The 21,033-nt window shown below is 45.5% G+C and carries 21 protein-coding genes and 1 pseudogene; 6 read left to right on the forward strand and 16 right to left on the reverse strand.

What is annotated here, in order from left to right; all coding sequences use genetic code 11:
* Positions 1–21: 21 nt before the first annotated feature.
* Genes ARCVE_RS07040 through ARCVE_RS07055 form a run of 4 tightly spaced genes read right to left on the reverse strand, consistent with a single transcriptional unit; the run spans position 22 to position 3,634 of the window.
* Positions 22–288 carry a hypothetical protein gene (locus tag ARCVE_RS07040; RefSeq protein ID WP_013684077.1) on the reverse strand — a complete coding sequence of 89 codons (267 nt, stop codon included), beginning with the start codon at positions 286–288 and terminating at the stop codon, positions 22–24.
* 37 nt (positions 289–325) lie between these two features.
* On the reverse strand, positions 326–1,153 hold the full coding sequence (locus ARCVE_RS07045) for a helix-turn-helix transcriptional regulator (protein WP_048085772.1): 828 nt from the start codon (positions 1,151–1,153) through the stop codon (positions 326–328).
* Positions 1,154–1,207: 54 nt separating this feature from the next.
* Positions 1,208–2,641 carry a bifunctional ADP-dependent NAD(P)H-hydrate dehydratase/NAD(P)H-hydrate epimerase gene (locus ARCVE_RS07050; protein WP_013684079.1) on the reverse strand — a complete coding sequence of 478 codons (1,434 nt, stop codon included), beginning with the start codon at positions 2,639–2,641 and terminating at the stop codon, positions 1,208–1,210.
* A gap of 12 nt (positions 2,642–2,653) precedes the next feature.
* Entirely contained in the window at positions 2,654–3,634 is a 981-nt protein-coding gene (locus ARCVE_RS07055; protein ID WP_013684080.1) for a tetratricopeptide repeat protein, read from the reverse strand.
* 152 nt (positions 3,635–3,786) lie between these two features.
* Between ARCVE_RS07055 and ARCVE_RS11840 the strand changes: the two are divergent.
* From ARCVE_RS11840 to ilvN, 6 genes and pseudogenes are all read left to right on the forward strand, one after another.
* Positions 3,787–4,250, forward strand: a pseudogene (locus ARCVE_RS11840) (DDE-type integrase/transposase/recombinase); the annotation flags it as partial.
* Complete coding sequence (locus tag ARCVE_RS07060) at positions 4,247–4,867, forward strand: hypothetical protein (protein WP_156786032.1); 621 nt, start codon at positions 4,247–4,249, stop codon at positions 4,865–4,867. The pseudogene ARCVE_RS11840 and the gene ARCVE_RS07060, both read left to right, overlap by 4 nt.
* A gap of 201 nt (positions 4,868–5,068) precedes the next feature.
* On the forward strand, positions 5,069–6,730 hold the full coding sequence (locus tag ARCVE_RS07065) for a DUF2070 family protein (RefSeq protein WP_013684082.1): 1,662 nt from the start codon (positions 5,069–5,071) through the stop codon (positions 6,728–6,730).
* Between the two features lie 115 nt (positions 6,731–6,845).
* Positions 6,846–8,315 (forward strand): 2-isopropylmalate synthase, encoded by a 1,470-nt coding sequence (locus ARCVE_RS07070; protein WP_048085774.1) that lies wholly within the window; start codon positions 6,846–6,848, stop codon positions 8,313–8,315.
* A 186-nt stretch (positions 8,316–8,501) separates the two neighbouring features.
* Positions 8,502–10,169 carry an acetolactate synthase large subunit gene (locus tag ARCVE_RS07075; protein WP_013684084.1) on the forward strand — a complete coding sequence of 556 codons (1,668 nt, stop codon included), beginning with the start codon at positions 8,502–8,504 and terminating at the stop codon, positions 10,167–10,169.
* A 2-nt stretch (positions 10,170–10,171) separates the two neighbouring features.
* On the forward strand, positions 10,172–10,666 hold the full coding sequence (gene ilvN / locus ARCVE_RS07080) for an acetolactate synthase small subunit (RefSeq protein ID WP_013684085.1): 495 nt from the start codon (positions 10,172–10,174) through the stop codon (positions 10,664–10,666).
* A gap of 13 nt (positions 10,667–10,679) precedes the next feature.
* On the opposite strand, the gene ARCVE_RS07085 is transcribed toward ilvN, so the two are convergent.
* The 12 genes from ARCVE_RS07085 to ARCVE_RS07135 all read right to left on the reverse strand — a co-directional run bounded on the left by ARCVE_RS07085 (position 10,680) and on the right by ARCVE_RS07135 (position 20,862).
* Complete coding sequence (locus ARCVE_RS07085) at positions 10,680–11,705, reverse strand: DUF5305 family protein (RefSeq protein WP_013684086.1); 1,026 nt, start codon at positions 11,703–11,705, stop codon at positions 10,680–10,682.
* Between the two features lie 33 nt (positions 11,706–11,738).
* Positions 11,739–12,371 (reverse strand): hypothetical protein, encoded by a 633-nt coding sequence (locus ARCVE_RS07090; protein ID WP_048085776.1) that lies wholly within the window; start codon positions 12,369–12,371, stop codon positions 11,739–11,741.
* On the reverse strand, positions 12,344–12,490 hold the full coding sequence (locus tag ARCVE_RS11350) for a hypothetical protein (RefSeq protein WP_156786034.1): 147 nt from the start codon (positions 12,488–12,490) through the stop codon (positions 12,344–12,346). The genes ARCVE_RS07090 and ARCVE_RS11350 overlap by 28 nt, the downstream gene beginning before the upstream one ends.
* Positions 12,491–12,649: 159 nt before the next feature.
* Complete coding sequence (locus tag ARCVE_RS07095; protein ID WP_013684088.1) at positions 12,650–13,678, reverse strand: signal peptidase I; 1,029 nt, start codon at positions 13,676–13,678, stop codon at positions 12,650–12,652.
* A gap of 78 nt (positions 13,679–13,756) precedes the next feature.
* Entirely contained in the window at positions 13,757–14,257 is a 501-nt protein-coding gene (locus ARCVE_RS07100) for a DUF1102 domain-containing protein (protein ID WP_013684089.1), read from the reverse strand.
* A 1-nt stretch (position 14,258) separates the two neighbouring features.
* Positions 14,259–14,801 carry a DUF1102 domain-containing protein gene (locus ARCVE_RS07105; RefSeq protein ID WP_013684090.1) on the reverse strand — a complete coding sequence of 181 codons (543 nt, stop codon included), beginning with the start codon at positions 14,799–14,801 and terminating at the stop codon, positions 14,259–14,261.
* A gap of 10 nt (positions 14,802–14,811) precedes the next feature.
* The gene (locus ARCVE_RS07110; protein WP_013684091.1) at positions 14,812–15,327 is read right to left on the reverse strand and encodes a DUF1102 domain-containing protein; all 516 of its coding nucleotides are present in this window, start codon (positions 15,325–15,327) and stop codon (positions 14,812–14,814) included.
* 115 nt (positions 15,328–15,442) lie between these two features.
* Complete coding sequence (locus ARCVE_RS07115; protein WP_013684092.1) at positions 15,443–15,889, reverse strand: DUF7344 domain-containing protein; 447 nt, start codon at positions 15,887–15,889, stop codon at positions 15,443–15,445.
* A gap of 277 nt (positions 15,890–16,166) precedes the next feature.
* Positions 16,167–17,270 carry a hypothetical protein gene (locus tag ARCVE_RS07120; protein ID WP_013684093.1) on the reverse strand — a complete coding sequence of 368 codons (1,104 nt, stop codon included), beginning with the start codon at positions 17,268–17,270 and terminating at the stop codon, positions 16,167–16,169.
* A gap of 732 nt (positions 17,271–18,002) precedes the next feature.
* A complete protein-coding gene (locus tag ARCVE_RS07125) occupies positions 18,003–19,184 on the reverse strand; it encodes a COG1470 family protein (RefSeq protein ID WP_013684094.1) in 1,182 nt (393 codons plus the stop codon).
* A gap of 224 nt (positions 19,185–19,408) precedes the next feature.
* On the reverse strand, positions 19,409–20,446 hold the full coding sequence (locus tag ARCVE_RS07130; RefSeq protein WP_013684095.1) for a hypothetical protein: 1,038 nt from the start codon (positions 20,444–20,446) through the stop codon (positions 19,409–19,411).
* 200 nt (positions 20,447–20,646) lie between these two features.
* On the reverse strand, positions 20,647–20,862 hold the full coding sequence (locus ARCVE_RS07135) for a hypothetical protein (RefSeq protein ID WP_013684096.1): 216 nt from the start codon (positions 20,860–20,862) through the stop codon (positions 20,647–20,649).
* Positions 20,863–21,033: the final 171 nt, after the last annotated feature.

Below are 21,033 nucleotides of genomic sequence, written 5' to 3' on the forward strand. Positions count from 1 at the left end.
AAGTATGCAGAACTTTCAGACTCAGGCGCCCCTTCTGCCCAGCTTTCCTATCTTAACTATGCCAAGGTTACGAGCGCACTTGGGGCAGTAGTATGCTTTAATGTTTGAAACATGAACATTCTTTTTTCCAACCATTCTGACGATGTCGTAATCAAGTCTAAGACCCCTGTAGCTGACAAAAGTCTTGAAACGGGGGACGTTCCTCCCACATCCATCGCACCTGACGGTGTAGTCCTTCCCCCTCGCCTTACTCTGCTTGTACTCCCTGACATAGGGAGCCTTTGCCATACATTTTACAGTTAGTTATGCAGGTACATAAGCTTAACTACAATTCCCTAAGAAAAATAATATTCCCTCTCCCTTTTTTGACCTTTTCAATAATTCCTCTTCTCTCGAGATCTGCAACAATCAAACTCATCTTCGCTTCGGAATATCCAAGCCTTTTCCTCAGCTCCTTCTGTGTTAACCTCCCACCCTCCTTCCTGAGTACTTCGATTACCTCAACCAAGTCGTCGGGTAACTCCTCTTTGATTTCTGTTTTCACTCCCTTCACTTCATCTACAGCCCTCTCTATTCCTGTCATCTCTGCATCGGCCTCGCCAAGCCTCACGACTTCCTCCAGCACCGCCTCGCCCTGCCCGCCTGCCGTTTCAATCTCTATTTCTTTTCTCCTTCTACTCCGTTTCAGCAACCATATTGCAGCGACGACTCCGGCAGTTCCGGCAGCGGCAGCGATGCCTGCAATAACCATATCCATTGAAGAATGGTCGGAAGTCTCTACCGCAGGAAACTCCACTTCCGGCTCCTCAACGCTGAACTCGAGGGGCGGAAACAGAATTATGTCGTGGATGTAATCCCCATCGTCCGTAATCGTAACGTTCTCCTCCGCATATAGCTCGAGCTTGCCGTCGCGGTAGTAAAAGGCTTTTATAACGTAGTTCCCAGGAGAAAGATTGAAAGAATACGTTCCGTCCTTCGTCACGAGTCGCTGTTCGGGGGTCGTATTAACTATCACGACCGCCTTAGGTAATGGCTCCAGATTTTCCCAGTTATAAATAACACCGTGAATTGTTGCAGCCTCAACCGGACTGAGTGAAGCGCAGAGTACGATCAGCGCGAGAGCTAGCAGGTGGACGGACGGTAACTTCATCATTATACTCATGAAAAAACAGACTTATAAGTTTTCCTGTACTTGCACACACACTACTCAAGCGAATTCAAGCATTTCCTTAATAACGCCTGGTATTTCGTCCATGACATGCATGGCTCTGTAGTTATAACCATACTTCTCAAAGCATACGTCGCCAGCCAATCCATTAACGAGAGCTGCTGCGCTTGCCGCCCACAGAGCATTGCCGTGGACGAGGAACGCCCCAGCGATGCCGGCAAGAACATCCCCGGTTCCGCCAACAGTCATGCCAGCATTGCCACTCCTGTTTATCCTCACCTTCACCCCATCAGAGATTACATCTTCGGGGGCTTTGAGCAGTACAACTGCCTTTGCTTTCCTTGCCGCTTTTTTCACGTCCTCCCAGCTTGAAGCGTCGAAGCCGAAAACCCTTCTGAACTCCCCACGATGGGGTGTGAGGATGCACTCGACACCTTCAGGAACCTCTGGTAGTATTGCTCCCGCGTCGAGAACTGCTTTTTTAACCTCGTTGAGCTTTAGAACCTCCTCCGCAACTTCTTTGATTTCTCCTTCAGCGCCCATGCCCATTACAACGACGTGGTGCTTCGCTGCAAGCTTCTGAATGTCCTCAACGTTCTTCAGACTGATTTCGTCAGCTTCGAGCTTTCTGACAATTAAATCCGGAGAAAATGATGCAACAATTTTGTAAACGCTTTTGGGTACTGCAAGAGTCACTATGTCCGCCCCTGCAGCGTAGGCTGCGAGAGCTGCGAGGGCGGGCGCTCCGGTGTAAGGCCCGCCACCTACAACAAGGACTCTGCCGTGAGTGCCTTTGTGTCCTTCTCTCTGCCTCCTGTAAACCATTCTAACGTCCCCGGGGCCCGCAAGCATTTCAAATAGAGGTGGTATTCCTATACTTTTTACGACGAGCTCTCCTACGAGTTCCTTCGCATTAAGTAGTCCGGGTTTCGCTTTGTGAAACGTTACGGTGAGGTCAGCTTTAACAGCAAGATCGTATTCACCCGTATCAGGGTTTAAACCGGTGGGGACATCAACTGCAACGACATAGGCATTGCTCGAGTTAATAGCTTCAACTGCCTTCGCGTAGGGCTGCCTGAGTCTTCCTCTAACCCCCGTTCCGAGCATTGCATCAATTATGACGTCGTAATCACTGGCTTCGACATAGGTAGAGTCTCTTATCTCCTTAACCGCAACGCCAGCCTTTCGCATTACTTCAAAGTTCCTCATTGCAATATCCGTCTTAATCTCCGACGCTTTTCCAAGCAGGAAAACTTCGACATCGAAGTTTTTGAGGTGTCTTGCCGCAACGAACGCATCTCCTCCATTATTCCCCAGACCGGCGAAGATTGCTATACGTCCAGCTTTGAATCTCTTTTCAATCTCCTCTGCTATGGCTTTTCCGGCGTTTTCCATAAGTTGCAATCTTGAAAGACCGTGATATTCGCAGTTTACATCGATTGCAGCCATTTCGGCAGTTGTTATCGTCTCCATACCTATTGCCCCTCACCCTCTTTTACTTCTGTACTCTTCGTACTTCTTCCTCGCTTCCTTAACCTTCTCCTCATCGCCAAGCTTCTCGTAAGCTTCGGCCACATGCTTCCACCATGCTGCATCCTTCTCCGCTTCTCTTTCGCAGTACTCTGCGTATTTCTGCCATGCAGCTTTCGCCTTCTCCTCCTCGCCAAGCTTTTCGTAGATCTTAGCAACGTCCTCCCAGAAGACGCCTTCTTCCTCGGCCTCCTTTATGTAGTACTCAAGGGCTTTCTGCCACGCTGCCTTCGCTTTCTGTGCATCTCCCGCTTCCTCCCACAGCTTCGCAACGTCTTCCCAGTACCACGGCTCGTCCTTTGCATACATCTCGAGGCACTCTGCAGCTCTGTCTTTCTTTCCAGCCTTCTTCCAGAACTCGTAGGCTTCCTTCCAGTAGTAACCCTCGTCCTTCTGCCTCGCAAGCTTTTCGTAGAGTTCAGCAGCTTTTTCGTACCTTTCCGCCTTCTCATAGCACCAGGCAGCACTTTCGAGCATGCCTGCTTTTATGTAGCACTCCGCAGCTTTCTCGTAATTGTTCTTCTTTTCATATTTTCTTGCAGCACTTCTGAACTTTCCGGCTTTCTCAAGAGACTGAGCGCTCCTCAGCCTTTCCGTTATGCTCATATCCGGCTCTGCGAGCCACCAGATACTGAAAATTGCTGCTAAAATGTAACCGGCCGTTACATAGCCCACGTGGAGTGGCTGACTCCACACATAGCACTGATACGCTGCATAGGCTGCAGGAATCAGGCCAATTAAGGCAAGGATTGCATACTTCGACCTCGCATACACGAGAATCCCGAAAACTATTGCCAGCAAAACGGCAAACGCAGCATATCCGAGGCCGAGAACGAGCCTTACAAGGAAAACTACGCCGAGGTAGTATGCTATGACTCCAGCAACAGCGACGATTGCTGCAATGAATGCTATAGCCATTGCCGTAAACCTGTCCATAGCAAAAACCTGTTACTAGGGGATAAAAATTCTTCTATGCTATGTTTGTCCTATAAGTTTTTGAGTTTGATTTTTGGTAATTCACAAGACAATTCACATTGTTTTTGGATGTCGCAATATTACGCTAAAAAAACAAGCCAATAAATCTGTATAGAATTTACTACCATAGACTCGAGAAAGTCTTAAAACAACCAAAAAAGAAGAGAAGAAGGTTGATACAATAGATGAAACAAAAATAAAAGCTGGAAAAGAAACATATTTTCGTATGGGCTGCTATAGACGTTGATAATAGGGAATGCTTAGCTATATGGGCTTCTAAGAGCAGAGGAAGCTTCGAAGCCTTTTTCTTGAAAGAAGTACTGAAGTACTGTGAAACAAGCCAGAAATTGTTGTAGACAGGGGATTCTGGTATTTATGGGCTTTGAAGAGGTTAGAACTTGAATCAGACATGAGACCTTTGGTAAGAGAAATGCCGTAGAAGGATTCTTTTCAAGGTTCAAGGAAAGGACGAAGAGATTCTGGAATAGATTTCCATTTAGAAAGCTCTTTTAGTTCTGTTCAGAGATGGTTAGAGAGTTTTATGGCATTCTATACCTACTGGAGATGTTTATCTTGATACCGCCGCTGAGAGAATTTCCCAAAAAATATATGGTAAAAATTAGTACCGAAATCCGCCGAATATATGTTGGGGGTGCAAGAAAAATGGTTGAGTATCTATTATTGTCGATTATCATTGGAGTGATATCCAGTGTTATAGCTTCTCTTCTATTCCTGTTATTCTTGACCAGAGTTAGACCCGAAATAGAAATATCTAATCAAATTGCAAAAGGTAAATCCTTAACAACGGGAGATACTATTTACAGAATAAAGGTAATAAACAAAACTCGCCGTCCGATAATAAACATTAAAGCTCAGCTCCATTTAGTTACACCCATAACAGTACCAGGTGGAATACTATTAAAATCTAAGGAAATTCCTCTTAGAAGAAGTGAAATAATGTATTTAGAAAAATTTGACCCAAATGACGAAAATGCTGAATACGCATTTAGGTTTGTTACTTATGAAAACATTGAAGAGATCTGGAAAGATGATAAGCGATCGTTTTTACGATTTAGGATATGCGCTACCGATTCAATTTCGGGCTTTACTAAAGTCTTTATCAAAGAGTATCACACTAAAAGTTTAATTAGAGAAGGTGAGTTTGAATTTGGAAACTCTATGGAAATCAAGTGATATCAGCGCTTCAACAGGTATGCAAAGCCCTGAGCGAAGAGTTTTCATAGAGTAGTAGGCAAACTCAAATTTATAAGTCTCAAGTTATAGACTGCCTATCCAACTAATTTGATGCAAGGCTGTGGTTGCCGAACAAGATAATTAAACAGTTAAAGAAATCGACACGTTGGATTTAAATTTCCCGGGCCGATGGTGTGAGGGATGATCGACAAAAAACTGATGGAGAAGTTCTACTCAAAGATATTCACAATACCGAGAAAGCGGATATCCGTTTCCCTCGGAGTTATAACAATCCTTCTCGCCTCCATTCTGAACGGAATTGTCAGCAAAGCGTTTTTTGCTCAGCGCTACTTCTTTATAGGGCTTGCTCTGATCGTGCTTCTCCTCGCAATCTCCCGATTTATAGGACTGGCGTTCAACAGCAGAAGGGTATTCTTCCTCGCCCTGCTCCTTCTCATATTCATAGAAGTCTTCGACTTCGTCGCAATTCACCTCAGCCTCTTCGAACTAATAGTACTCGCTCCCGCCTCCATAGCCACACTTCTCACATTAGTTCTATTTTTCACGTCTGAAGCGGGAGAGAGAAGAATCGTGGCTGGTGTAATCCTCATGCTCCTCGCCCTGTATCCTGTAAATTACATGTACTCCTTCAGCACTCCCCATAGAACGCTGAGCTACACGATTGCCAGCTTCGCAGGCGTGATGCTCGGACTCGCGTACATAAAGTATCTCGACAGAGATTACGGCGTTTTCAATACAAAACACCTGTTGAAGTCGTTTATACTCTTCTGGCTGACGTCAAAGCCCGAATACTTTGAAAAGAGGCTCGAAAAAGCAGGCGAAAAAAGAAAGGGTTGGGTTAAATGCCTCAAAGTTGGAAATGCGAGGCTTATTTCGACATCGTTCCATCCGGGCCCGATGAGAAACGTTGGAGGAGCAAGACTTGTCAGCAGAATTCTCGAAATTCCAGATACCATGTACCTCCACTCTGCAACAAAACATGAACTTAATCCCGCAACTCTGAAAGATGTTGACAGAATAGTAAAAAGCATAAGCTGCGATGCAGCCGAAAGCATAACAATAGATAAAGTCTATCGCCCCTTCGAGGTTGAGGGAGAGCGTTTCTCCTTAAAGGTGTTCCCATTTGAAGACGTCAGCCTGCTAATTTTCAGCGGCAAAAATGCAACGGATGATATACCTACAGGGATAAACAGCATCGCAGAGAGATACTTTGGCGAAGTTATGCTCGTCGAAGCGCACAACGCCCACATGGAGGATTTTGACGTCAGTGCTGAAGACTTCTACGAGCTTGAAGAGCTGATACGAACAGCCTGCAGCATCCCGAGGGAGGAAAGCAATCTGGAGTACTGCTTTTTCAAAGAGAGATGCGAAACGAACAACATATGCGGCTGGATTGCGCTCCTCCTCCTGAAGTATGACAGCGAAGTCCACGGGATTTTGATGCTCGACGGAAACAACGTTGTCAAGGAGTTCAGGCACAGGCTGGAAAAGTTTGCAGAGGAAAGGGGTGTAAGACTCACAGTGGTTTCGACGGACAACCACTCGAAAACTGGCATTTCACCAAAGGTGGGATACAATCCGGTGGGGAGTAACAAAGAGGATGAAAAAGCCGTGTTCAGCTTTATGGAGAGAGCCCTGAGCGATGCGAAATTCAAAAAAGCTGACATCTCCTATGGAAGGCGTGAGGTTGAGATTACCGTCATGGGAAAAAGATTCTTTGAAAATGTTGAAAAAGCCTTTATTCAGCTTGGAGAAAAGGCACTGTACCTGTTCTGGGCGATGATTGCCGTTCAGATAGTCCTGACGATTCTGCTCGGAATTGAGGTGCTTGAAATCATGTAGGTTGAGATAGACCATCTGCCAGCTCAAAACCCTCATAACCTTGTCATACTTTACCAAAAAAGATTTAAAATGATTCTTCATTTGTTTGGCTGCTGGATAGAAAGAGTGATGAGTTATGAAACCAATGGTACTTGACACGACGCTTAGGGATGGCGAGCAAACGCCCGGTGTTTCGCTTAGCGTTGAGCAGAAGCTTATGATTGCCGAAGCGCTCGACAGGCTTGGAGTTGATATAATCGAGGCCGGCACGGCCATTGCTTCTGAAGGTGACTTCAACGCAATCAAGGAGATATCCAACGCCGGCCTTAAGGCGGAAATCTGCAGCTTTGCCAGGATTAAGAAGGTGGACATCGATGCTGCTGCAGATGCAAACGCGGATTCAATTTTCATGGTCGCTCCCTCTTCGCCGATCCACATATCCACCAAGTTTCCGGGAAAGAGCGAGGACGATGTCATTGCAATGGCTGTTGAAGCGGTGGAATACGCAAAGGAGAGAGGACTGATTGTCGAGTTTGGAGGAGAGGATGCATCGAGGGCTGACCTCGGATTTATAAAGAGACTTTTCGCTGCTGCAGTTGATGCGGGGGCGGACAGGCTTACCTTCGCCGATACGGTTGGAGTTCTCACTCCTGAAAAAAGCGAAGCCATCATGAAAGAGCTTTGCAGTGAGTTCGATGTACCGATAGCAATACACTGCCACGATGACTTCGGGCTTGCGAACATAAATACCGTTTACGCAGTGAAGGGCGGGGCAAAAGAGTTTCACGCCACAGTTAATGGGCTTGGCGAAAGGGCTGGCAATGCGGCGCTTGAAGAAGTTGTAATGACACTCGAAGTCCTCTACGGCATTGAAACTAACATAAACAAGCAGAACATCTACAACACCTCAAAGCTCGTGGAGAAGATCACGGGCGTTGCTTTGCCCCTCAACAAACCTATAGTTGGAGAAAATGCCTTCACGCACGAGAGCGGAATCCATACATCTGCTATCCTCCGCAACTCCTCTGCATACGAGCCGATAACTCCCGAGATGGTGGGAAGAAAGAGGCACCTCGTGCTTGGCAAGCATGCTGGAAGGGCGAGCGTTGAGGCAGTCATGAAAGAGTTCGGTTACAAGGCGACCGAAGAGCAAATGAAAGAAATACTGAAGCGTATCAAAGACATGGGCGACAAAGGCAAACGTGTAACGGATGCAGACGTTAGGACCATTATAGAGACCGTTCTCCAGGTAAAGAGAGAAAAGAGAGTCGTTCTCGAAGACCTCTCGATAGTGAGCGGCATGAACATAATGCCAACGGCAAGTGTAAAGCTCAAGATTAACGGAAAGGAGATTATAGAGGCAGCTATTGGTCTTGGACCTGTCGATGCAGCCATAAACGCAATCAAAAAGGCTGTTAAGGAGTTTGGAGACATAGAACTCGTGAGCTACCGCGTCGATGCAATAACAGGCGGAACAGATGCCCTCGTTGACGTTATCGTGCAGTTGAGGCGTGGAGACCGCATTGTTACCGCAAGGGGTGCAAGGACAGACATTATAATGGCTTCAGTTGAGGCAATGCTTGAAGGGCTGAATATGCTTATTTAATCCCTTTATTTCAATCCAGACCTGGCACTCGATTTCCACATCAAATGCAGACTTTAACCAAAAATTATTTAAAACCCTTAACTCGATGCCCTTCAATGCTTGCTAACTGCGGAATCAGGAACTTGGAGCTTTTCTCTGTAATTATTGTAGTAGTACAGTAAATCGTCTTTTAAAAGAGGGGGTTTTATGAGAGCTGCAGACGCGCTTGTTAAGGCTCTGGAGGCCGAGGGTGTTGAACACATATTCGGCATACCGGGAGGAGCGATAATAGAGGTGTACGACGCGCTCTATGACTCAAATATAGAGCACATACTTACGAGGCACGAACAGGCTGCTGTTCACGCAGCCGATGGATATGCAAGAGCTACGGGCAAAACAGGAGTTGCCTTTGCAACTTCAGGCCCCGGAGCGACAAACACAGTCACGGGCATAGCAACGGCATACATGGACTCTTCGCCGCTTGTCGTCATGACCGGGCAGGTTCCGAGAGCACTGATTGGAAATGACGCTTTTCAGGAAGCAGACATAACGGGCATAACTATGCCCGTAACCAAGCACAACTACCTCGTCACTGACCCAAATTCACTGCTTACAACAGTCAGGGAAGCGTTCCACATCGCTTCGACTGGCAGGCCAGGACCAGTGCTCATAGACCTGCCGAAGGACGTTACAATGGCAGATATAGAGTTCGACTACCCGCCCAAGATAGACCTCGTCGGCTACAAGCCCAAGATGAAGGGGCATCCAAAACAGATAAAAAGAGCAGCGGAACTCATAATGAAGTCCGAGAGACCGGTAATTCTTGCTGGTGGTGGAGTTATCCTTTCCAATGCAAGCGAAGAACTCGTAAAGCTTGCTGAAACAATTCCTGCCTTCGTCGTCACAACACTGATGGGGAAAGGAGCAATGCCAGAAACTCACCCGCTGTGCCTTGGATTTATAGGAATGCACGGTTCTAAGTACGCGAACTACACGATAATGGAGGCCGACCTCGTTATTGCTGTGGGCTGCCGGTTCAGCGATAGAACTACCGGTAGAGTTTCGGGATTTGCCCCTTATGCAAAAGTCGTACACATAGATGTCGATCCGGCGGAAATTGGCAAAAATGTCAGGGTTGATGTTCCAATCGTTGGTGATGCGAAGCAGGTTCTTGCAGAACTTGTGAAGTACATAAAGTACAAGCAGAGAAAGGAGTGGGAGAACAAGGTCAATGAGTGGAGGAAAACCTATCCGCTCCGCTACAAAAAGGACGGTAAACTCAGGCCGCAGTACGTCATAGAGAAGGTGTACGAACTGAAGCCGGATGCAATAGTCACCACGGAAGTTGGACAGAATCAGATGTGGGCTGCTCAGTACTTCAAAGTTTCAAGGCCAAGGCAGTTCATATCGAGTGGCGGTCTTGGAACCATGGGTTTCGGATTTCCAGCAGCAATGGGTGCACAGGTTGCATTTCCCGATAAAACCGTCGTTGATATAGCTGGGGATGGTAGCTTCCTGATGAATATTCAGGAGCTTGCAACGTGCGTTGACTACCGCATTCCCGTCAAGGTCTGCATACTGAACAATATGTTCCTCGGAATGGTGAGACAGTGGCAGCAGCTATTCTACGACGAACGCTATTCCGCCACATGCCTGAGGTGCAAAGAGATGAGCTTTGAGAAGATAGCAGAAGGCTTTGGAGCTGTTGGCATAACAGTTGAGAAAGAGACAGAGGTTGAGGACGCGCTCAAAGAGGCCTTCGAGATCAACGACCTGCCAGTGGTTATAGACTTCAGGGTCGAAAGGCTGGAGAACGTCTATCCAATGGTTCCTGCTGGAGCAGCGCTGAACGAAATCCTTGACGAGGAGGTGTGATTATGAGTGAGAAGCACACAATTGCCGTTCTCGTTGAAAACAAGCCCGGAGTTCTTGCAAGGGTCGCGTCGCTCTTCAGGCGAAGGGGTTTCAACATCGACAGCCTCGCTGTCGGAACCACGGAGAGAGAGGACATCTCTCGCATGACCATAGTCGTCAAAGGAGATGACAGAACGGTTGAGCAGGTCATGAAGCAGCTCAACAAGCTCATAGAGGTGATAAAGGTCAGTGATTTAACCACCAACAGCGTTGGCAGAGAACTTGCTTTGATAAAAGTTGCCGCAACAACCGAGACAAGGGGTGAGATAATCGAGATAGCAAACATATTCAGGGCAAGAATCGTTGATGTTGCAAGAGATAGCCTGATTATAGAGATTACTGGCGATGAAGAGAAAATAAATGCATTCATCGATTTGATGAGGCAGTATGGAATAAAAGAGCTTGCGAGGACTGGCAAAATCTCGATGGCAAGAGGAGCAAAGGTCGTGCAGATATAGTGCAGACTTCAGTTCAGTTTTTGTTATTTTCTCCCGATTTATTCGTTTTCATGCACATGTACAGCCTCTCACCGTCGATTACTCTGTAATCTTTCTCAGTCTCGAGTATGGGTTTCTCCAGTTCGAATGCAAGCTTCCCCATGTCCTTAATATCTTTCAGCACTATAGCCCCATTGTCCCTGATGTCGACTCCAACTATCATGTTTCCGTACTTCCTTCTGAATTCGCTGAGTCTTCTCTTCGCTCTGAGTTCAGCTATCGCATCCTTAAAGTCACCTCTCATAACGTAAGTGAGGGATACCGCTGAAATAGAGGAAAGTACAAAGCCAGCTATCGCAACCGTTCTCGCAGACGAAACAGGTGTGTCAACTCCGAATACATCCACAGTATTCTCAACCTCCCTAATCGCAAAAACACCTTTTACCTCGTCTTTTTCCATGTTCTCAAAAATAAGACTCTTGTCATAAACAACAGACATCGTGTGGCTGAATTTATCGTGAACGGGTGTGCCACCAGCATATCCATCGACCTTCACATCGACATCGAATCTGACCGCCGGTTTACCATATCTGTATCCGGTTTCCTCCTGAATCGTCTTCCAGAGATTGAGCACGTATCCCCAATCGAGCTTGATGCTTTCGCTCCAACTCTTGCCGTTAAAGCTGCCGCTAACTGTAAAGGGTAGCTCCTTCTCCCACGAAGGGGCATTCCTCGTTTCTGAAGGATAAAGAAACGTCCTCATAACATATGTGCCAGAAAGAGACTCACAGTTTGTTATCTCGTAGCTGTATTCAACCCACATCTCTTTCATAAGGTTTGTGTAAACCACACCCTCTCCTTTCGACAGCTCCTCTTTGCCGTAGATGACGTTTGGGGCAAGAAAAGCAGTATAGTTCATCTCGCCCTTCTGAACGTACTCTGCCCGCTTCTCTCTCACCTTTATCCTGTCGGGTTCGTCATAGCAGTCGAACAAAACAGCTCCCCACACAACCATACCAGCAACTGAGATTACCAGTAGGGCGGCAAGGATTTCCCTCAAACAAATCACCTCACAGCTCCATCGCGTTACCCGTCACTTCTCCACCTCCACATAGAATGCAACGTAAACTTCGCCAGATGAGGGCACAACGAGCACATCTCGCTCACCAAAAGGTGTGTGGGAATATCCAAACTGGCCGGGCGAGGAAGGAGGCGGGGTGTCACCAACGTAGAGACGTGTAAGGCTCAAAATCCAGCCATCCACTGTCGCAGCTTCAACTGTAATGTGGGTCTCATTCCTCGTAACTCTGAGAACACCCAGTACATCGTCTCCGCTGATCAGGGGAGCACTAACGCTGCTACAAACCTGGAAATATCCGCCCTGACCATCATCAAATGGAGAGTGCCCGTCTGGCAGAGCCCAGACTGCCCTGCGCTGTGGTTCGACTTTAAGCTTAATTGGAAAGAGTGGTATATCCGCACTGCCGTTCACCCAGGAAAGCTTTAGCGTGAGGTACACGCAGTATTCTCCAGCGCTTGCAGCGGAAGTATCAAATACGAACCTGACGTCTGATGTTTTTCCCGTGCCAACTTCGTAAGGACTGGCTAACGTGAACAGTATTCCGGCAGGAACGCTGTATCCATCAGCGTTATCAATGTAAAGTGTAGACGCCATCTGATTGGTGAGCTCTGTAACCGTTAGCTCACAGATCTCGCCCCTTTCCATGTGTTGCACACAGCTATCGCAGTCGCAGCACTCGCAACTATCGTTACAGCCATCGCCACAGGAACTACAACAACAGTTGCAGCAGTTGCCTCCACAGCTACAGTTGCTACAGTTACCACAGCAACCGCATGGGCACGTGTAAGATATCAATGAATTTTCAGGACATGCAATGTTCAGAACAGCAGTTCTCGACATCATACCTTCCTCGAAGTGAGCGTCGATGGCGAAAGCCGTGAGGAAGATTAATGCCAGTAAAGGAATCAAAAAGACTCTCATTTTCAAACCCTCCTGGTAAGGGGATTCCTTACCTTATAAACCTCAGAACTCTCTGCAAGAGGATACAGAATCAGCATGAGAATTCCAATCTCAAAGTTTACGAACATTATCGGCAAGTAAACACTTACTGCTGCAAGAGCATCGAAGACAGCAAGAGGAGCAAGGGGGAGATACTTACAGACAAGAACTTTTTCGGAGTAAATTCCAGTATCGTCAGGAGCGTGAATTACTACACTAACTACGGCCCCATCCCCTGGCATCAGGAAAAATCCTTCTTCAACTTCAGCTCTCGGGCTCTCGCTTTTGACGTAGAAGTAATAGGGGTAAATGCCGTGGTTTTTGATCTCTATTTCCCTCTCAAACACATCTCCAGGCGATACCCACTCCGGTCTTACACCTGCAGCCGAAGTTGTGCCGTAGCTTATGTTATGAGGAGTTATCAGAGCTACTGAAAGCAGTGAGACTATTATGAGTACGGAGAAACACATGATTGTGTAAAGCTGAGAATGTCTCAGCTTTATGTACCTCCTGTTTCTCTGTCTCCTGCCCTTTCCACCTGTGAGGCTGAAAAGACCGGCCAAGCTGAAAATAACCAGAAACAGCAGCTTATTTTTCCAGACAAGAGAACTTATGCTGCCGGTGTACGTTCCAACGCCGGGGATAAGTATGAGCTTTCCGAATATCGTTATTACCTTCCCTGCTATGTTTTCACTTCTCACGATGTTTTTACCGCCTGACTGGTCGGTGGCGACGTTGTTGTCCCCCTTAGTGATGTAGCCATCATCGACCACAGCATACACTCTGTGGCATACCCACTTTCCTTCCGACTTGAAGACGATTATATCTCCCTTGGAGTACTGGTGAGAGAACGGATTGATGAAGAACAGGTCGTATCGGTTTATCGTTGGCTCCATGCTGTCCGAAGTTACGTACGACAAAAGAACTGGCCTATCAAACAAAGCTCCCACTATTGATACAGCAGATAGCATTACGATGCCAGAAATTATTATAAATTCAACTATAGTTCTCATTGGATCCTCCCACACGCTGTTTGCAAACTGTCTGCTCTGCCAGGCAATGTGTCTTTAGAAAATGGTGCACCGGAAACTTTAAATGGTAGCATCCAAGGTCACTCCCACTTCTTCGTTTCCTCCAATCTGGAAGACCATTCCAACACAGATTCTTTCTTTCCACTCAACTGGGAAATGAAGGCACTGTGTAGCATTTTTATATGACGAGTGGTCAGGACATGCAGGAGAGTAAACAAGAACACTCGGACTGCTCGAATTTACGGTAAAGTTGACTGTCTGGTTTTCCCAGAGAGTATTCTCAACGTAGAACACACAGTCAAAAGCATGTTCACTACCAGGACTCAAACCATTCCCTCTCCCCGGATAATTCGGATTTTCATTGCTCACTTCGATTCTAATCTTGCCATCACTGCCAATGTATGCATACGGCTGGTTTGGGAGTATTCTGAGCAATTCCTGATCGTCGCTAACCACAGCTACAGCAACGCTTCCTTCAGCGGGGTAGGGCGAGAAATCTCCATACACTGCAAGTGCCGAAAAAATTAAAATAAACAAGGCGAACAAAAGAAGCTTCATCATTCTATACCTCGCTACTGTGCAGATAGCCGTGAATCGTTATTTCAGCAGCATATTCCCCTAAACTCTTTTCACTTGTGTCAAGTATTATACCTATACAGGCTTCTTCTCCCGATTCTATTATTGCTGTCAGGTTATAGCCTGCCATTGATGGGCCTTGATTATCTTCCGAGGAAGGAGAGTACAGCAGAATTACACTCTGTCCCTCCATCGAAGCGTCGAGGTCAACGACTACTGTCTGATTCTCCCACAGATCGTTTGAAACTGCAAACACGCAGTCGAACACATACTTCGAATCAGGGCTTATGCCCATCCCGTAGCCACTTTTATAGTTGACATTCTCCGTTGAAAAGTCGATTATAAGTTCCCCGTTATCGGATATATACGCATAGGGCTGAACAGGCTTGAGGCTAATCAGCTCCTGCTCATCGTTCACTATTGAAATTGTCACGTTTCTCTCCGCCTTGTAGTACTTGAAGTCCGCTCCAACGGATACAGCAAGCAGCAGTACACTTCCAATGAATCCAAGCACTACTATTTTATTCATTGTATTCACCTTATTCTACAGCCTCAGCACGCACAGTTATTGTGCCCTCCAGAATCTCTCCGGGCTCTTTACCGGCTCCGTTAAATGACATGCCCACACAAGCAGATTGACCGGGGTCAATTTCGAAGTTTATACTTGAACTCGCTTCATCGGACTTATCTCTGTATAGCTGGATAAACTGATTATCCGAAGAGATCGTCACGTTTATCGTTACATTTTCCCATAGATCGTTTGAAATTTCGAACATGCAGTCAAAGGCGTACTTCGCATCTGGACTTATACCCTCACCAAATCCATCCTGCCAGTTAGGGTTTGAGTCACTGATGTCAATTACAAGTTTACCAGTTTCGTTGTCAATGTAGGCATACGGCTGCTTGGGATTCAGGTTTATCAGTTCTTGGTCGTCCGCTACAACCGCTACATGCACGCTTCTATCCGCATTGTAAGACGCGAAATCTGCTCCAACCCCCATGGCAAAAAGTGTTGCCACAGCAAGAAGGATTATCCCTCCATACCTTTTCAACACTTAAACACCTCCGTATTACAGTACATGCAAAATTTTGGCACCGATCTACTTAGTTAATTGGAAGCTTTCTAACGAAATACAGTCATTTCTACGCCGTTAATAACTCGTTACTCCTCTAAATCAACCGGTTCTGCCTTGCAATATTCACAGCCGAACTCATGAGAAAAACGAGCGAAATTATAATGGCCCAGAGATCAAAAATGTATAGACTTGCCAGTGTAGTCATGCCCGCAAGGCCGAGGTAGTACTTGCTCCACGAAATATCACTGCCCTCAACAAACTCGACGTACATTTTCACATCTTTCATATACCGCTCCTCAAGCCTGAGCGTGTTTGTGTGCTTGTCGAAGGTCAATATTCTCGCCTTCTCGAGCTTCGGTATGTGAGTCTGCTTCAAGCTTATGTAAACGCTCTTCCTGTTTCTGCACTCATCATCACCTTCATTTACACATATATAGGATACTGCGTCTTCGAGGCTGCTCTCCCCGCCCCTCTCAACGAGATGTTTTAACAGAAGTCTTCGCCTCGTATTCGAAATAAGTTCAGAAAGCTGCTCTAACATACATATCACCAAAATTTAACATGTCGATGAAAGTATTTAATACAATTCTATAGTTTCTAAACTTTAATACTAAACGGGGATTAACCACAATCGCTGAAAGGGGAAAAAACTCTGGCTGGCAGACTGGTACAAAAAATGAAGAGATAGCTGCAATCAAAACAACAAAAACATGATTTTGCAACGATAAATAGTTTTTCCATTAGTGCGAGCTTGGGAGGAGCAGACCCAAACCATACTCAGAATAACGTTATAAAAAAATAAATAAAAATAAAAAGTATTAGCTTCCTTGACAGATTCCATCTCCGCAAGGTCCGGCTAGGCCCACAGGAACGCAGTATTCCTCTACAACCGGGATTATCTCAAGCTCAATTACACCTGTGTACGCTCCAGCCGGTGCACCCATTGGCAGATGGATTGAGAAGTCTACCTGCGTGTAGTTGCACGGTGCGAGCAGTCCATGGAAGTAGTACCACTCAGATGTGTTAAGCATAACCTGCTCGTCGAGGAATCTCAGGTCAAACACGTTTATAAACGTCTTGGGCTGGTTTGTGTTTACCGATGTTGCACCCATTGTGTCGTGGGCTGCAAGCGCAATCATTGTGTTTCCATCGTTCTTGAGTGTTGGCAGATCTGGCGTGCCCAGGTCTTTGTCACCGTAGACAATCTTTTCAATACATGGCTTGATATCACCAAAACTCACCGTATCAAAGTCCATACTATAGGCGAGCATTGGTAAAACTTCAAAGTAGTTGCAGTACTTCTCGCTTATTGCTCCACCTGTATCAGTCGCCCATGCTTCAGCAATGTACCATCCATATGGCTGGTGGTGATGAATTTCGAGTTCTACAATGAAAACCCTTGCGTCCTTCTTGGAAACTTCCATCAAGATGTCGTCGTACTGTGTCTGGTTGATGTAGCCTGATGCCAGTGCCATGTCAAGCAACTCTTCGAGCGTGTAACCGTCGAATATTGGTGCTGTCATGTCAGGTACGTTTCCCTCACCGAGCGGTGGGGTTATCTCCCATGCGTGCCTCTGGTACTTGAATTCGCCACAGCACGGGTGGTAGAGATCCATGTAAACGTTAGCAATGTCTGCAGCACCGTTTGGGTCTGTAACAACTACAATACTCCAGAGTTTTTTCGGCCCCGGATCGTCTGCAGGGTTTATGTTTACTTGTGTTCCAGGCTTAACCTGGTCCTCATCATATATCTCCCACTTTGCTTTTATTATCGGCGGGCTTCCTTCAGGATCTACGTAGGCATTAACGCCTATATCCTCTACTACTCCTCCTTCATCCACACTATTTGCCGTTAAAGCGGTTGCGGGCAGTACAAGACTGGCAATTGCAACCAGCATTGCTGCCAACAATACTTTCTTCAAACACAACACCTCCAATTTAATTCTGAAAAATAGTTTGAAGCCAAGCTACTTAGTTAATTTTAAAATAATATTGCTAACAAGTCGTTTACATCCTCCTTTTCTGCTCCAGTACTCCTATCCAAGGCGTTCCACTAACCTGTCATCCATTTTCCATTCAGACACCTGATGCCTGAAGCCCAACTCAGATTTCCATTTTAACAGAACATTACCACCAGCCTGAAAGCAAAAAAACAAAACAATAACTCACGGAAACCAACTTAACATTGTCTCAATTAATGTGAAATTAACGGTTATTCCGGATGACGAAGATGAGAAGTGAGAGTCATTGAAACAGTATACTCGAAAATAGGGAAACAAAGAAGACCTCAGCCAGAAATAAAACTCCGGTCAATAAAACCGAGAAATCCTAAAATCGTTTATTCCTTCATGCTCTTTCCATTAGAGGCATAAAAGCATGATCTATCCTCAACTCAGAGGTGATAAAGAGAAAAAAGTAGTTCAGGTTCGGAGATGCTATCAGAGTAATAGCAGATTACAGAGGACACAATTACTGAGAAGGATTTCAGTTTGAGAAGCTTATAAGCTCATACTGCCATGATTTCGAGGTGTTAAAGAGGTCAGCATTTCCTGACGGCAGGAGTGAGTTACTATGCATTCGGAAATTATCCAAATAGTGAGACTGGAAGAACTCTAAAAAAGAAAAATGAAATTAGCCGTATCTCCCTTGTCTTTCTACTTCTTCAGCCGTATCCAAGCGAACAGAGCAAGCACCAGGCAGGTGATAACAAATGCCGAGGATAGTGATGTTAAGGGGATCTCTTCAGTTCTTTCCTCCTCTACAGCGACTGTGGTCACTGTAACCGTGGTATCGTTCAAAATCGCCACCTTTCCCCCAAAGTGAATTGACGGTTTGAGGATGTACGTTCCCGGCTCGTCGAGGTTGAAATATGTGGTAAGTGTTCGCTTCTCACCCGTCTTGACCCACACCGGGTCGCTTTCTACCACGGTTAAGAAGTCATTACCCTTGAATATTTCCACCTTAAGCTTTGCCTCGTAATCGATTAACCCAGAATTACGAATTGTGGCATCGATCTTCGACATTCCCGGCTGTATCGCTGACCTGGTTTTCGCTTCAATCACGTCTATTTTAGCTGTAAAAGTTCCTCTATCATAAACATTAAACTTCTTCTCAGCGGCGAGAATTTTATCTCTCCCCACGTCCAAGTGGAATACCGCCGTGTACTCGCCCACGGGCTTTCCCGAAGTATCCCATGATACTTCTATTTCGCCAATCTCCCCAATTGGGAGAGTTTCATTCATAGTTACGGTGTCAATTATTACCCCGTCCCTGACTATACCAACCCTGAATCCGAGAAGGGCGTTCACGTTGCCTTCGTTAACGACGGCAATTTTGAACCTCGCTGGCACGTTGACTTCAGTATCTGTAGCTTCATACCTCAAAACCTTAACCTGCATTCTCTGCTTGCCAGTGACCGTCAGGTTCACATTCAAGGGGAGCTTGATAGATATCCCCGCTCCGCCTCCTTCTGGCGGTTTTGAAACGAAGTACACTTTAAACTCGTAATCGCCGTTTGGAGCTGTTTCAGGCACTGTAAATCTGAGAACAATCAGCTTCGTTCCTCCACCGTGAACAACAAAGGATTCGAGAGGGGTGCCGTTTACGTCGTACATTGAAACCCAGCCATCGTAATCTCCCGCAGAAAGAGTGTACGTCACATCAGTGTCACCGTGGTTAAAAATCTTCACAGACTTCTCAACCGTACCCCCTCTGAGCAGATCGCCCAGATTGAGTTCAGAAGGAGCAATACCTGCCCCAACCACTGCCGATGCTGGCCCAATGGCAACGACCGCCACCGCAGTTATTACAAGAACCAGTACCCAAACATTCTTCAAGCTTAATCACCTGATTTTTATACTGTCGGATGCCTATTTCAAGAAACAAGAAACAAAGTTCCGAAGCTGAGTTACGGAACGATAGTCAGACATACCCTCTCGCAATTGGGGGAAATGCTTGGAATTCTTACTCCCAACACGCCAACCACAGATCTGGTATATCTGATTCATTCTCCTACAACGTTTAAAAGCATAAACTGGGCTAAAAAATTAAATAAAAAATATTAATAATATCTCTGGCGGGGTTCTAATTCAACTTCCAATGCCATCAAGACATTGAATATATTGTTATGTACTGTAACTACTGAAGACCCCGCAAATAACAGACCGACAGCTCTTTTACACATGCCAAGCAACAATGATCCGGAATCTCCTCCGGCAGCCATTCGGGTGGTTAATATCTGGTTCTTGAATAGGTATGTCACCCCAGGCCCATATCCCACTTTTACAGTTGCATCAGTTGAAATTATTCTCCCTCTGTTGTATTGAGTGGTCCTTCCCGTTTTTTGAACTCGCAGACCATGTAATGGCTCCCTAACTCCAGTAGGCATTCCTATTTTCGCAATACTTGCTTTTACATAACGCATATCCAAAGGCTTGGCAACAGCTGCATCTACCAGGTTATAACCGGAGAGCAAAGGTACAAATTTCTTCAACTTGGCGATAATATTTCTTTGGGTACCACCATCGTAAGGACCTGGCTGCAGAATTGGATCTCCTATATTAGCGTTGTTTGAGTTTGCTAGTACGTGGTTGTTGCTCAGTATTAGAAAATCGTGGTCTTTCTTGTCCTGCACTATGCATCCAAACGTCCCGGCAGTTATCCTGTAATGCCCTATGCTGCATCCCGGGAAAGCAGGTCTGTACATAGACTTATAAGTTAAAGCCTCTATTACTCCTGTTTCTATCACATCAGTCCTAATTCCATCTAGGTCCTGAGGAACTAACTCCCTTTCAGTAAGCATGTCCTTCCTAAGCTTCTTTGTCACAAACACCTGTATACAAAGTTCGGGTGTAACCTTGTATTCCCTTACTCTATACCCAATTCCCACTCCAACAACGTTTGGATTTTCAAGTAATTCATCTTCTTTCTTTTCTTTCACTTCTACAATGTTCCCTATTTCTTCTATTTCTCTTTCTTCTATTTCAGGTTCGTCTGGGCGATCTCTGGGTGCTTTTTCTCTGAAAAATGCTTCAAAACTTTCTTCTATTCGTTTAGATACATCCAAAAATTCCGTCCACTCTTCTTTTAGTCTTTCCATTTTTTTACCACCTTTCGATATTCTTGGATGGCTTAAATAATTTTTAACGATTTCATTTAAATGTTGCCATCCAAGTAAATATTATAGTACCTAATACTATTTAAGACTTACTAAGAATATTATTAACTTCCTTATATTTGAATTACGAATTCTCTACAAGCCAGGGAAAGGAAAGAAGTTGAAAAAGTTACAATTTAGATTTACAACGCTTTTATTTCTCCTACCTCTTCCAGTTCTACTGGAAATCCCTCTAACTCACTGGGTATTGTCTTTTTTAACTTCTCATCGATTTTTACAACGTATACTTTTATACAGGGTTTTTTATCGGCTGCCTCTCCAATCCCAACTCCAACCACTCCTTCTATACTCAGTAACTCTTCTTCGTACTTACTCCTTATATCATCTATTGACACCATTTTCCAACACCAATATACGATCGTTTTTACCCATATATCATGTTTCCCCATCAAAAATCTAAAAGCGATTGTACGCCGTTTTTTTGAGATTGGTGTATCAAAAAGTGTTGTCCCTATAACCAACCAAGTAAGACGCTTACTCGTAGTTAAGACAAAAAACACACCCATAAA

The organism is Archaeoglobus veneficus SNP6 (assembly GCF_000194625.1).
GTDB lineage: Archaea > Halobacteriota > Archaeoglobi > Archaeoglobales > Archaeoglobaceae > Archaeoglobus_C > Archaeoglobus_C veneficus.

Bases quoted from the DNA above. Each gene is read 5' to 3' on its own strand.
- ARCVE_RS07040 (WP_013684077.1), bottom strand. From the start codon at position 288: ATGGCAAAGGCTCCCTATGTCAGGGAGTACAAGCAGAGTAAGGCGAGG.
- ARCVE_RS07045 (WP_048085772.1), bottom strand. From the start codon at position 1,153: ATGATGAAGTTACCGTCCGTCCACCTGCTAGCTCTCGCGCTGATCGTA.
- ARCVE_RS07050 (WP_013684079.1), bottom strand. From the start codon at position 2,641: ATGGAGACGATAACAACTGCCGAAATGGCTGCAATCGATGTAAACTGC.
- ARCVE_RS07055 (WP_013684080.1), bottom strand. From the start codon at position 3,634: ATGGACAGGTTTACGGCAATGGCTATAGCATTCATTGCAGCAATCGTC.
- ARCVE_RS07065 (WP_013684082.1), top strand. From the start codon at position 5,069: ATGATCGACAAAAAACTGATGGAGAAGTTCTACTCAAAGATATTCACA.
- ARCVE_RS07070 (WP_048085774.1), top strand. From the start codon at position 6,846: ATGAAACCAATGGTACTTGACACGACGCTTAGGGATGGCGAGCAAACG.
- ARCVE_RS07075 (WP_013684084.1), top strand. From the start codon at position 8,502: ATGAGAGCTGCAGACGCGCTTGTTAAGGCTCTGGAGGCCGAGGGTGTT.
- ilvN (WP_013684085.1), top strand. From the start codon at position 10,172: ATGAGTGAGAAGCACACAATTGCCGTTCTCGTTGAAAACAAGCCCGGA.
- ARCVE_RS07090 (WP_048085776.1), bottom strand. From the start codon at position 12,371: ATGGAAAGGGGCGAGATCTGTGAGCTAACGGTTACAGAGCTCACCAAT.
- ARCVE_RS07095 (WP_013684088.1), bottom strand. From the start codon at position 13,678: ATGAGAACTATAGTTGAATTTATAATAATTTCTGGCATCGTAATGCTA.
- ARCVE_RS07100 (WP_013684089.1), bottom strand. From the start codon at position 14,257: ATGATGAAGCTTCTTTTGTTCGCCTTGTTTATTTTAATTTTTTCGGCA.
- ARCVE_RS07105 (WP_013684090.1), bottom strand. From the start codon at position 14,801: ATGAATAAAATAGTAGTGCTTGGATTCATTGGAAGTGTACTGCTGCTT.
- ARCVE_RS07115 (WP_013684092.1), bottom strand. From the start codon at position 15,889: ATGTTAGAGCAGCTTTCTGAACTTATTTCGAATACGAGGCGAAGACTT.
- ARCVE_RS07130 (WP_013684095.1), bottom strand. From the start codon at position 20,446: ATGGAAAGACTAAAAGAAGAGTGGACGGAATTTTTGGATGTATCTAAA.
- ARCVE_RS07135 (WP_013684096.1), bottom strand. From the start codon at position 20,862: ATGGTGTCAATAGATGATATAAGGAGTAAGTACGAAGAAGAGTTACTG.